Origin of the sequence: Streptomyces sp. SID5910 (assembly GCF_009862125.1) — a bacterium.
In the GTDB taxonomy this organism is placed as follows: Bacteria; Actinomycetota; Actinomycetes; order Streptomycetales; family Streptomycetaceae; genus Streptomyces.
Genome location: NZ_WWHX01000559.1, coordinates 1 through 11,652 on the forward strand (window position 1 = coordinate 1; position 11,652 = coordinate 11,652).

Below are 11,652 nucleotides of genomic sequence, written 5' to 3' on the forward strand. Positions count from 1 at the left end.
GGCCGCGCACCGCCGGCCGCACCGGCACCCGGGGCCGCCGGGCCCGGAGCGGCAGTACCGGCTCCGGAACCGCCGGGCAGACCCGCGCCGTTGGTGGAGCCGCCGCCCTGACCGCCCTTGGCCGGCCCGGACTTGCGGGGCGCGAACCAGTCGCTGGTCGGCTTCTCCTCGGCCGGCTGCGCCGGTTGCGCCGTTTCGGCGGGAGTCTCGGCGGTGCCCGTCGGCGCGGTGGCGCCCGGCTCGGGCTGCTCGGCCGTCTCGGTGTCGGCGGCCTCGCTCTCGGCGTCCGTGACGGGCTTGCGCACGACGACCGGCGGAATGGGCCGCGATCCGGGGATGTTGATCCGGATCCGGGTCGTCAGCGTCGTCTCGGTCTTGCGTTCCTCCGGCCGCGTGGCCGAACGGCCCGCGTCCGTACCGGCGCCGGAAGCCACGGGGGTCCCGTAGGGCGGGGTGCCCGACGGGTACGCGGCTCCACCGCGCCCGTGGGGCCCGGAGGACGGACTGTCAGTTTCACGACTCAAGGCAGGTTCTCCCGGTTGGCTCCGCCGCCCGGCGCACCAGAAAGCGGGCGGCCCGGCGGCGCGCACCACCATACTGGCCACTTCTCACGCGTATCCCATGACTGCCGGGGAAACCCACACCGGACTCGCACGCCCGTGCCACGGCGAAGTAGTACGTCATTTGCCAAGTCGGGCGCCGCCGCCGTCCGGTTGCCGCACCGGCGCGAGGGTGGCACACATCACAGCGACGGCGATACCGCCGAGCAGGAAGAGGTACGAGCCGGTGCCCGCGGCGAAGACGAAGTCGCCCTCGGGGCGGCTGGCGGTGAGCAGCACCACGGCGATCGCCCAGCCGACGGCGGGTGCCACGGCCCCGCCGCGGCGGCCCATGGCGCGGCCGGCGCCGAGGCACAGTCCGGCCTCGGCGGCCAGCGCGAGCAGCAGCCCGCCCGGGAACCAGGCCGACTGCACGAGGGCGCCCGCCACGGCGGTCACCGCGCCGAGGACGAGGAGAACGAGGTAGAGGGCGGCCCGCCCGGGGGACGGCGGTCGCAGCGGCTGGGCCAGCGCGGAGGTCGTCGGCTCGGAACGCCCGCTCACGACGCCTCCCCGGCGCCGGCTCCGGTCCCGGTCCCGGCGAACAGGTCGCTCTCGCGCCCGCCGTCGGCGTCGGCCCGCTCACCGCGCACCAGTTCGTAGTACTCCGTGGTGAAGAGCGGCTGGGCCAGTTCGTTGGAGAGGACGAAGTACGGCTCGGCCACGGTGATCTGGGTGGCGTGCGCGCGCATGGCCGCGGCCTTGGCGGTGGCGTACGGGGTGCCCTCGGCGCGGATCTCGGTGGTGATGCACTCGTCGTCCACGACGCCGGGCACGTCCTCGACGCCGGCCGCCTTCGCGAACGGCAGGCCGGGCAGGTCGTCGTGGAGCCGGGCGAAGGCGTCCTCGGCGACGGTGCGCGGGACGCGGTTCCAGTAGACCTTGGCGACCGGGCAGCCCGCCTCGGCCGCGAGCTCCACGGCGCGCATCGCGATGCGGTGGGCCTGGATGTGGTCGGGGTGGCCGTAGCCGCCGTTCGGGTCGTAGGTGACGAGGACCTGGGGGCGCACCTCGCGGATCACGTCGACGAGGAGGGCGGCGGCCTCGTCGAGGTCCGCCTGCCAGAGGCAGCCGGGGTCGTCGTTGTCGGCGAGGCCCATCATCCCGGAGTCCGCGTACCGGCCGGGCCCGCCGAGCAGCCGGAAGTCGTCCACGCCGAGCGCGCGCATGGCCTCCGCCAGCTCGCCCCTGCGGTGCCCGCCCAGGGCGGCTCCGGTGAGGTGTCCGAGCCCGGGCGGGATGACCTCGCCGCGCTCGCCGAGGGTGCAGGTCACCAGCGTCACATGGGCGCCCTCGGCCGCGTACCTGGCCATGGTGGCGCCGTTGTTGATCGACTCGTCGTCCGGGTGCGCGTGCACCAGCAGCAGACGCCGGGCGGGGAGTTCCGTCATGCCACCACCCTATGAGGCCGCGGGCCCCTCCCGCGCCAGGGCCCATCAAGGACTGCGCCGGATAATCCGCCACGGATCGAGCTGTCCTACGCTGGCGGCATGACCGCCATGACGCCCTCGCGCACCGAGCCGGATCTGTCGTTCCTCCTGGACCACACCAGCCACGTCCTGCGCAGCAAGATGTCCGCCGCGCTCGCCGGGATCGGGCTGACCACCCGTATGCACTGTGTGCTCGTGCACGCCCTGGAGGAGGAGCGCACCCAGATCCAGCTCGCCGAGATCGGCGACATGGACAAGACCACGATGGTGGTGACGGTGGACGCCCTGGAGAAGGCGGGCCTCGCCGAGCGCCGCCCGTCCCGGACGGACCGGCGGGCCCGGATCATCGCCGTCACCGACGAGGGCGCCCGGGTCGCCGGGCAGAGCCAGGAGATCGTCGACCGCGTGCACCGCGAGGCCCTGGCCACGCTCCCCGCGAAGGACGCGGAAGCCCTGCTGCGGATCCTCGGCCGCCTGGTCGAGGACGGCCTGGCGACCCCCGTCGAGGCTCCGCGCTCGGCCCGCCGGGCACGGCAGGCGAAGTAGGCCCGAGGCAGGACGGAGGTAGGACGGAGGCAGGACGGAGGTAGGACCGAGAAATATAGTCTGCAACAAAACCATCTGCTACGGTCTCTCCTGTCGCTCCCATCGACTGGACAGGAGAGCGCATGTCCGCCATATCCGGCACCGCGCCGTCGACCGCTCCCCCAGCACCTCCCGCTCCTCCCGCTCCTCCTCCCGGCCCGCGCTCGCGCCGGCTCGCCCTCGGGGTCATCGCCACCGGGACGCTGATGACCGTCCTCGACGGCTCGATCGTGACCGTGGCGATGCCGGTCATCCAGAACGACCTGCGCTTCACCCCCGCCGGCCTCAGCTGGGTCGTCAACGCCTACCTCATCGCCTTCGGCAGCCTGCTCCTGCTGGCCGGCCGGCTCGGCGACCTGATCGGCCGCAGGCGGATGTTCCTGGCCGGCCTCGCCGTCTTCACCGCCGCCTCGCTGCTGGCCGGCGTGGCCACCTCGCCCGCCGCGCTGATCGCCGCGCGCTTCCTCCAGGGCGTCGGCAGCGCGACGGCCTCCGCGGTCAGCCTGGGCATCCTCGTCACGCTGTTCACCGAACCCGGCGAACGCGCCAGGGCCATCGCCGTGTTCAGCTTCACCGGCGCGGCCGGCGCGTCCCTCGGCCAGGTCCTCGGTGGGGTCCTCACCGACGCGCTCAGCTGGCACTGGGTCTTCTTCATCAACCTGCCGATCGGCGTCGCCGCCCTCGCGGTCGCCGTACGCGTGCTGCCCCGGGACCGCGGCCTCGGTCTCGGGGCGGGCGCGGACGTCCTCGGCGCGGTACTGGTCACCGCCGGGCTGATGCTCGGCATCTACACCGTCGTCAAGGCCGGGGAGCACGGCTGGGCCTCCGCGCACACCCTCGGCCTCGGCGCTCTCGCCGTCGCGCTGCTCGCCGCGTTCCTCGTCCGTCAGGCCACCGCGAGGAACCCGCTCATGCCGCTCAGGGTCTTCCACTCGCGCAGCGTCTCCGGCGCCAACCTGGTCCAGCTGCTGATGGTCGCCGCGCTCTTCTCCTTCCAGGTCCTCGTGGCCCTCTACCTCCAGAAGGTGCTCGGGTACGGCGCCGCCGAGACCGGCCTCGCGATGCTTCCGGCGGCCGCCGTCATCGGCGCGGTCTCCCTGGGGGTCTCGGCCCGCCTCAACGCCCGTTTCGGTGAGCGCAACGTCCTGCTGGTGGGCATCGTGCTCCTCGTCGGCGTCCTCGGCCTCCTCGCCCGGGTGCCGGTCCGGGCCGGTTACGCCGTCGACCTGCTGCCGGTCATGCTGCTCGCCGCGGGCTTCGGCCTCGCGCTGCCGGCGCTGACCGCCCTCGGGATGTCCGGCGCGAACGAGGGGGACGCCGGTCTCGTGTCCGGCCTGTTCAACACCACCCAGCAGATCGGGATGGCCCTGGGCGTGGCCGTCCTGTCCACCCTGGCCGCCTCCCGCACCGAGCGCCTGACGGCGGACGGCCACGGTGCCGCCGAGGCGCTGACCGGCGGCTACCACCTCGCCTTCGGGGTGGGCGCGGGACTCCTGATCACCGCGTTCGCCGTCGCCCTCACGGTGCTGCGCCGCCCCGCCCCGATCCCGAACCCGACCACGGAAAGGCCGACCCCATGAGCGAGAACACCGAGACCCACGCCCGCACCACCAGGAACGACGGCCCGGCCCCCCGGGTGCTCACCGACGAGGAGTCGTCCCGGCTGCTGCGCGGGCAGCGGTTCGGCGTGCTCGCGAGCGTCCGGAGCAGCGGCCATCCGCACCTGTCGACGGTCCTCTACGACTGGGACGCCGAGGAGCGCGTCCTGCGCGTCTCCTCCACCGCCGACCGCCTCAAGGTCCGTCAGCTGCGCCGCGACCCGCACGCCTCGCTGCACGTCCACGGGCCCGACGTCTGGTCGTTCGCCGTGGCGGAGGGCGAGGCGGAGATCGTGGACCCGGCCGACGGGGCGGCCCCCGGTGAGGAGCCGCTGCCGGACCGCCGGGTGGTGATCCTGCTCAGGGTCTCCCGGCTGTACGGGACCGCCCTGGACGTCTCCGCCCAGGGCTGAGCCGGCGGTCAGAAGTTGATGCTCCCGATCATCCCCGCGATGTTCGACGTCACCTCACTGATCGTGGGGGCGACGGTCGACGAGGCCAGGTAGAAGCCGAGCAGTACGCAGACCACTGCGTGCCCGGCCTTCAGTCCTGACTTCTTGACCAGCAGGAAGACGATGATCGCCAGCAGCACCACCGCCGAAATCGAGAGTGCCACGGCGGCTCACCTCCAAAGAACCCAGGGACATGGGAAGGTCGGACGCGGTCGGACTATCGGAACGCTTCAGTACGCAGGAGCAGATAAATCCACGCAGCGGGCACCCAGTTGATACCCACTATGCGCTAGTGATCATAACTATCCGTACGCGCGCATCGATCGGCGCACGGCCGCACAAGGGGGCGCATGGCCAATATGGTCAGGGCATGACGACCGAGTCCGACTCCTTCCCCAAACGGCACGCCCGCACCCAGCGGTTCACGCTCGGCGCGCCGCGTTCGTTCACCGTGGCGCCCGACGGTTCACGGGTCGCCTTCCTGCGCTCCGGTTCCGGTACGGACCGGGCCAACTCCCTGTGGGTCCTCGACGTCGCGGACGGCGGGGAGCGCGTCGCCGCCGACCCGCGCGCCCTCCTGGGCGGCGCCGAGGAGCATCTGTCGCCCGAGGAGAGGGCGCGGCGCGAACGCAGCCGCGAGGGCGGCGCCGGCATCGTCGGGTACGCCACCGACGCGGCCGTCGAGCTGGCCTCCTTCGCGCTGTCGGGGCGGCTCTTCACGGCCGAGCTGCGCGCGGGGACGGCACGTGAACTCCCCGTCCCCGGCCCGGTGATCGACCCGCGCCCCTCCCCCGACGGCCGGCACGTCGCCTACGTCGCCCGGGGCGCCCTGCGGGTGGTGGGCGCCGAGGGGGACGGGGACAGGCCGCTGGCCGAGCCGGACGCCGAGGGCGTCTCCTACGGGCTCGCCGAGTTCATCGCCGCCGAGGAGATGGGGCGGGCGCGGGGCTTCTGGTGGGGCCCGGAGTCCGACCGGCTGCTGGTCGCGCGGGTGGACGACACGCCGGTCAGACGGTGGTGGATCTCCGACCCGGCCCACCCCGGACGTGATCCACAACACGTCCCGTACCCGGCGGCCGGCACCGCCAACGCGGACGTACGGCTGTTCGTGCTCGGGCTGGACGGGGGGCGCACGGAGGTTCTCTGGGACCGGGCGCGGTATCCGTATCTGGCGCGAGTGCACTGGTCAGCGGCGGGTGCGCCACTGATCCTCGTACAGGCGCGCGACCAGCGCAGCCAGCTGTTCCTGGCGGTGGACACCGCGACCGGGGCGACCCGGATGGTGCACGCGGACGAAGATCCAACTTGGCTGGAACTCTTCCCCGGAGTGCCCTGCTGGAGCCCGTCCGGGCAGCTGGTGCGGATCGCCGACGAGGGCGGGGCGCGGGTGCTGGCGGTCGGCGAACGGCCGCTCACCGGAGCCCACTTGCACCTGCGGGCGGTGCTGGACGTCTCCGCCGACGACGTGCTGGTCTCGGCGTCGGCGGGCGAGGGCGCGGCGGACCCGGAGACCGGCGAGGTCCACGTGTACCGGGTGAACGAACTCGGCGTGGAGCGCGTCTCGCAGGAGCCCGGCGTGCACTCGGCGGTGCGCGCCGGGGGCGTGACCGTTCTCGTCTCCGCGACGCCGGACCGGCCGGGCGCCCGAGTGCGGGTGCTGCGGGACGGCAAGGAGGTCGCGGCCGTCGCCTCCTACGCCGAAGACCCCGGTTTGTCCCCGCGCGTGACGCTCACCCAGGGGGGCGCACGCCGTGTCCCGTGCGCCGTGCTTATGCCAAGGGACTACCACGGTGACACCCCCCTCCCGGTGCTCCTGGACCCGTACGGTGGCCCGCACGGTCAGCGCGTGGTGTCCGCGCACAACGCCCACCTCACCTCCCAGTGGTTCGCCGACCAGGGCTTCGCGGTGGTCGTCGCCGACGGGCGGGGCACCCCCGGGCGCTCCCCCGCCTGGGAGAAGGCCGTCAAGGACGACGTGGCCGCGGTCGTCCTCCAGGACCAGGTCGACGCGCTCCAGGCCCTCGCCGCCGACTTCCCGCTCGACCTGAACCGCGTCGCCATTCGGGGCTGGTCCTTCGGCGGCTATCTGGCGGCGCTGGCCGCCCTGCGCCGGCCGGACGTCTTCCACGCGGCGATCGTGGGCGCCCCGGTGACGGACCTGCGGCTGTACGACACGCACTACCAGGAGCGCTACCTCGGTCACCCGGACGAGCAGCCGGAGGTCTACCGCCGCAACTCGGTGATCGACGACGCGGGCCTGGTCGACGCCGCCGAGCCGCACCGGCCCATGATGATCATCCATGGGCTGGCGGACGACAACGTCGTGGTCGCGCACTCCCTGCGCCTGTCCTCGGCCCTGCTGGCGGCCGGACGCCCGCACGAGGTGCTCCCGCTGTCCGGCGTCACCCACATGACCCCGCAGGAGGAGGTCGCCGAGAACCTGCTGCGGCTCCAGGTGGACTTCCTCAAGCGGTCGCTGGCCTGACCTCACCCGAAGGCACCAACCGCCGTAACACGAGGGCAACTTCGCGGAAGCGGTCCCGATATACGGACAGGCGAAGCTCGTGGGCGTACGGCCGTGCGGGTGCCGTAAGCGGGCCGGGGAGCGCCATGTCACCCCGGCCCGCTGCCGTCGCCTCCGCCCTTGCCCCCGTCCCGGCCCTCGCCCTCCGTCTCGGGCGGCACCACCTGCTTCTCCTCCGCGAAGTGGCACGCCGAGTCGTGCGCGGCCGGGCTCCGGACGTCCCGGAACTCGGCGGGCACCGCCAGCGCGGGCACCTCCAGGGCGCACCGCTCCCGCGCCTTCCAGCAGCGGGTGCGGAAGCGGCAGCCCGAGGGGATGTTGGTCGGGGAGGGCACGTCACCGGCCAGGATGATCCGCTCGCGGTGTTCCCGGGCCTCCGGGTCGGGCACGGGCACCGCGGACAGCAGGGCCTGGGTGTAGGGATGCGTGGGGTGGTCGTAGATCTCGGCGTCGCGGCCGGTCTCCACGATGCGGCCGAGGTACATCACGCCGACCCGGTCCGAGATGTGCCGGACGATGGAGAGGTCGTGGGCGATGAAGATGTACGAGAGTTCGAACTCGTCCTGGAGCCGGCCCATCAGGTTGATGACCTGAGCCTGCACCGAGACGTCGAGGGCGGAGACCGGTTCGTCGGCGACGATGATCTCCGGGCGCAGGGCGAGTCCGCGGGCGATGCCGATGCGCTGGCGCTGTCCGCCGGAGAACTGGTGCGGATAGCGGTTGATGTACTCCGGGTTGAGCCCGACCACGTCCAGCAGGTGCTGGACCCGCCCCCGCCGGTCCCCCTTCGGGGCCACCTCGGGGTGGATGTCGTAGGCCTCCCCGATGATGTCGCCCACCGTCATCCGGGGGTTGAGGGAGGTGTACGGGTCCTGGAAGACCATCTGGATGTTGCGTCGGACGGCCTTGAGGGCCTTGCCGGACAGGCGGGTGATGTCCTCGCCCTTGTAGCGGATCTCCCCCGCCGTCGGCTTCTCCAGGTTGACCAGCATCTTGGCGACGGTGGACTTGCCGCAGCCGGACTCGCCGACGATGCCCAGCGTCTCGCCCCGGGCCAGCTCGAAGTCCACGCCGTCGACGGCCTTGACCGCGCCGACGTGCTTCCTGAAGAGGATGCCGGAGGTCAGCGGGTAGTGCTTGACCAGCCCCCGCACCTCCAGGATCGGCTCAGCCATGCAGGCACTCCCTCCAGAAGTGGCAGGCGCTCCCGCGTTCCGCCCCGGTCCACTCCGGCTCCGTCACGGCGTACAGCGGCGGTACGTCGGTGCGGCAGACGTCCTGGACCATGGGGCAGCGGGGGTGGAAGGCGCAGCCGGGCGGGATGCGGGTGAGGTTGGGCGGCAGGCCCTTGATGGCGTAGAGCTCCTGGCCCTTCTGGTCCAGGCGCGGGATCGACTCCAGCAGGCCGCGGGTGTACGGGTGGGCCGGGGCCTTGTAGATGTCGTGGACCGGCGCCGTCTCCACGATCCGGCCCGCGTACATCACGGCGATCTTGTCGGCGACGTCGGCGACCACGCCCAGGTCGTGGGTGATGAGGATCAGGCCCATGTGGTACTCGCGCTGGAGTTCCGCGAGCAGTTCCATGACCTGGGCCTGGACGGTGACGTCGAGGGCGGTGGTCGGCTCGTCGGCGATGATCAGCTTGGGTTCCAGGGCCATCGCCATCGCGATCATGATGCGCTGGCGCATGCCGCCGGAGAACTGGTGCGGGTACTGCTTCACCCGCTCCCTGGCGGCGGGGATGCGGACGCGGTCCATCAGCTCGACGGCCTTGGCGCGGGCGTCCTTGCGGGACATGCCCCGGTGCACGGTGAACATCTCGCCGAGCTGGTCGCCCACCGTCAGCACCGGATTGAGGGAGGACAGCGCGTCCTGGAAGATCATCGCCATCTCGGCGCCGCGGACCTTCCGGCGTTCCTCCTCCTTCAGCTTCAGCAGGTCGCGGCCCTCGAAGAGGATCTCGCCGGCGGTGACCCGGCCCGGCGGGACGTCGAGGATGCCCATGACGGTCTGGGCGGTGACGGACTTGCCGGAGCCGGACTCGCCGAGCACGGCCAGGGTCTCACCGGCGTCCACGGCGTAGCTGACACCGTTGACGGCCTTGGCGACGCCGTCGCGGGTGTGGAACTCCACGTGCAGATCGCGCACTTCGAGCAGCATGGCGGCGGCTCACCTCAGCTTCGGGTCGAGGGCGTCGCGCACCGCGTCGCCGAGCATGATGAACGCGAGGACGGTGATCGCCAGGGCGCCGGAGGGCCACAGCAGCGCGTGCGGGGCGTTGCGGACGTAGGGGGCGGCGGCGGAGATGTCGATGCCCCAGGAGACGCTGGGCGGCTTCAGGCCCACGCCGAGGAAGGACAGGGTCGCCTCCAGGGAGATGTAGGTGCCGAGCGCGATGGTCGCCACGACGATGACGGGGGCGACGGCGTTGGGCGCGATGTGCCGCAGCAGCAGTCGGGAGTTGGAGGCGCCCAGCGCCCGGGCGGCCTGGACGTAGTCGTTCTGTTTGGCGGTGATGACGGAGCCGCGGGCGATGCGGGAGATCTGCGGCCAGCCGAGCAGCACGATGAAGCCGATGACCGGCCAGACGGTGTTGCTGGTGATGACGGAGAGCAGGACGAGGCCGCCGAGGACGACCGGGATCGCGAAGAAGACGTCGGTGATCCGGGACAGCACCGCGTCCCCCGCCCCGCCGAAGAACCCGGCGAGTCCGCCGAGCACGCTGCCGAGGACGGCGACGCCGAGCGTGGCGAGGACGCCGACCTCCACCGACGTGCGGGCGCCGTAGACGGTGCGGGTGTAGACGTCGCAGCCCTGGCCGTTGAAGCCGAAGGGGTGGCCGGGCTGGGAGCCCTCCTGGGCTTTGGCGAGGTCGCACTTGAGGGGGTTGCCGGAGGCGATCAGGGACGGCCAGATGGAGATGACGACCAGGAAGAGGATGACCAGGCCCGAGATGATGAAGACCGGGTTGCGGCGCAGGTCGTGCCAGGCGTCGGACCACAGGCTGCGGGGCTTGTCGCGGGGGTCCGCCCCGTCCGGCCCTGGCGGCTGCTCCAGGGTGACCGCCTCGCTGGTGCCGAGGTCCATCGTGCCGCCCATGCCGGTCCCGGCGATGGCGCGCTCCGGCTCGTAGGGCTCCTGCTCAGGCATAGCGGATCCTCGGGTCGAGTACGGCGTACAGGAGGTCGACGACGAGGTTGGCGATCAGGAAGACGAGGACCAGGACGGTGACGAAGCCGACGACGGTCTGCGTGTTCTGGCGCAGGATGCCCTGGTAGAGCTGGTAGCCGACGCCGTGGATGTTGAAGATCCGCTCGGTGACGATGGCGCCGCCCATCAGGGCGCCGATGTCGGTGCCGATGAAGGTGACGACCGGGATGAGGGAGTTGCGCAGCAGGTGCCGGGTGATGACCCGGTGCCGGGGCAGGCCCTTGGCGATGGCGGTGCGGACGTAGTCGGAGCGCCGGTTCTCCGCGATGGAGGTGCGGGTCAGCCGCGTGACGTACGCGAGGGACACGGAGGCGAGGACCAGGCCGGGGACGATCAGCTCGTCGAAGGGGGCCGCCGTGGAGACCGCCGGGTCGATCCAGCCCCATTTGACGCCGAGCAGCAGCTGGAGCAGCAGGCCGGTGACGAAGGTGGGGACCGAGATGACGACGAGGGTGAGCAGCAGCACCCCGGTGTCGACGGGGCGTCCGCGGCGCAGGCCGGTGACGACGCCGAGCACGATGCCGACGACGATCTCGAAGACGATCGCCACGATGGTCAGCCGGATGGTCACCGGGAACGCCGTCCCCATCAGCTCGGTGACCGGCTGCCCGTTGAAGGCGGTGCCGAAGTCGCCGGTGAAGACGTTGCCCATGTAGGTGAGGTATTGCTGCCACACGGGCTTGTCGAGGCCGAACTCCCTCCTCAGCTGGGCCGCGGTCGCCGGGTCGCACTCCCGGTCGCCGCACAGGCCGGCGATGGGGTCGCCCATCACGTTGACCATCAGGAAGATCAGCAGCGTGGCCCCGATGAAGACCGGGATCATCTGGAGCAGCCGCCGGACGACGTACCGTCCCATGGCGCCTCCTCAGCTGACCTTGATCTCGTTGTAGACGGGGACGCTGAACGGGTTGAGCTTGACGTTGGACAGCCGCTGCGAGAAGCCGGCGCTGCCGTTCTGGTACCAGAGCGGGATGGCGGCCATGTTGTCCCGCACGACCTCCTCGGCCTGCTGGAAGGTCTGGACGGCCTTGGCGGTGTCGGACTCGCCGTTCGCCTGGTCGACGAGGCCGTCGAACTTCTTGTCGGACCACTTGCCGTCGTTGGAGGAGGCGTTGGTGTAGTAGAGCGGCTGGAGGAAGTTCTGGATGAGCGGGTAGTCCATCTGCCAGCCGGCGCGGAAGGGGCCGCTCATCTTCTTGCCGGTGATCTGGTTGCGGAAGTCGGCGAAGGTGCCGACCGGGTTGCCGACGCAGA

At 71.9% G+C, this 11,652-nt stretch carries 11 protein-coding genes and 2 pseudogenes; 4 read left to right on the plus strand and 9 right to left on the minus strand.

Annotated features, from left to right (window positions below; translation table 11 throughout):
• From GTW67_RS37050 to mshB, 3 genes and pseudogenes are all read right to left on the minus strand, one after another.
• A pseudogene (locus tag GTW67_RS37050) lies at positions 1–524 on the minus strand (hypothetical protein); the annotation flags it as partial.
• Between the two features lie 156 nt (positions 525–680).
• Positions 681–1,103 carry a DUF6113 family protein gene (locus tag GTW67_RS19720; RefSeq protein ID WP_161166143.1) on the minus strand — a complete coding sequence of 141 codons (423 nt, stop codon included), beginning with the start codon at positions 1,101–1,103 and terminating at the stop codon, positions 681–683.
• A complete protein-coding gene (gene mshB / locus GTW67_RS19725) occupies positions 1,100–1,990 on the minus strand; it encodes an N-acetyl-1-D-myo-inositol-2-amino-2-deoxy-alpha-D-glucopyranoside deacetylase (protein WP_161166144.1) in 891 nt (296 codons plus the stop codon). Before mshB ends, GTW67_RS19720 begins: the two co-directional genes overlap by 4 nt.
• A 99-nt stretch (positions 1,991–2,089) precedes the next feature.
• Here mshB and GTW67_RS19730 point away from each other — a divergent pair, with 99 nt between their 5' ends.
• The 3 genes from GTW67_RS19730 (at position 2,090) to GTW67_RS19740 (ending at position 4,625) form a co-directional block, all read left to right on the plus strand.
• Entirely contained in the window at positions 2,090–2,575 is a 486-nt protein-coding gene (locus GTW67_RS19730) for a MarR family winged helix-turn-helix transcriptional regulator (RefSeq protein WP_161166145.1), read from the plus strand.
• Positions 2,576–2,697: 122 nt separating this feature from the next.
• A complete protein-coding gene (locus GTW67_RS19735; protein ID WP_161166146.1) occupies positions 2,698–4,194 on the plus strand; it encodes an MFS transporter in 1,497 nt (498 codons plus the stop codon).
• The gene (locus tag GTW67_RS19740) at positions 4,191–4,625 is read left to right on the plus strand and encodes a pyridoxamine 5'-phosphate oxidase family protein (RefSeq protein WP_161166147.1); all 435 of its coding nucleotides are present in this window, start codon (positions 4,191–4,193) and stop codon (positions 4,623–4,625) included. Before GTW67_RS19735 ends, GTW67_RS19740 begins: the two co-directional genes overlap by 4 nt.
• An 8-nt stretch (positions 4,626–4,633) precedes the next feature.
• On the opposite strand, the gene GTW67_RS19745 is transcribed toward GTW67_RS19740, so the two are convergent.
• A complete protein-coding gene (locus tag GTW67_RS19745) occupies positions 4,634–4,828 on the minus strand; it encodes a hypothetical protein (protein WP_161166148.1) in 195 nt (64 codons plus the stop codon).
• Positions 4,829–5,034: 206 nt separating this feature from the next.
• Here GTW67_RS19745 and GTW67_RS19750 point away from each other — a divergent pair, with 206 nt between their 5' ends.
• Positions 5,035–7,149, plus strand: coding sequence for a S9 family peptidase (locus GTW67_RS19750; protein ID WP_161166149.1), 2,115 nt, complete (start codon positions 5,035–5,037; stop codon positions 7,147–7,149).
• Positions 7,150–7,277: 128 nt separating this feature from the next.
• Here the strand turns inward: GTW67_RS19750 and GTW67_RS19755 are convergent, their stop codons facing one another.
• The 5 genes and pseudogenes from GTW67_RS19755 to GTW67_RS19775 form a co-directional block, all read right to left on the minus strand.
• Positions 7,278–8,363 (minus strand): ABC transporter ATP-binding protein, encoded by a 1,086-nt coding sequence (locus GTW67_RS19755; protein WP_161166150.1) that lies wholly within the window; start codon positions 8,361–8,363, stop codon positions 7,278–7,280.
• Entirely contained in the window at positions 8,356–9,348 is a 993-nt protein-coding gene (locus GTW67_RS19760) for an ABC transporter ATP-binding protein (RefSeq protein WP_161166151.1), read from the minus strand. The genes GTW67_RS19755 and GTW67_RS19760 overlap by 8 nt, the downstream gene beginning before the upstream one ends.
• 9 nt (positions 9,349–9,357) lie before the next feature.
• Positions 9,358–10,338, minus strand: coding sequence for an ABC transporter permease (locus tag GTW67_RS19765; protein WP_161166152.1), 981 nt, complete (start codon positions 10,336–10,338; stop codon positions 9,358–9,360).
• Positions 10,331–11,254 carry an ABC transporter permease gene (locus GTW67_RS19770; protein WP_161166153.1) on the minus strand — a complete coding sequence of 308 codons (924 nt, stop codon included), beginning with the start codon at positions 11,252–11,254 and terminating at the stop codon, positions 10,331–10,333. The genes GTW67_RS19765 and GTW67_RS19770 overlap by 8 nt, the downstream gene beginning before the upstream one ends.
• A 9-nt stretch (positions 11,255–11,263) precedes the next feature.
• Positions 11,264–11,652: pseudogene (locus tag GTW67_RS19775) on the minus strand (ABC transporter substrate-binding protein); the annotation flags it as partial.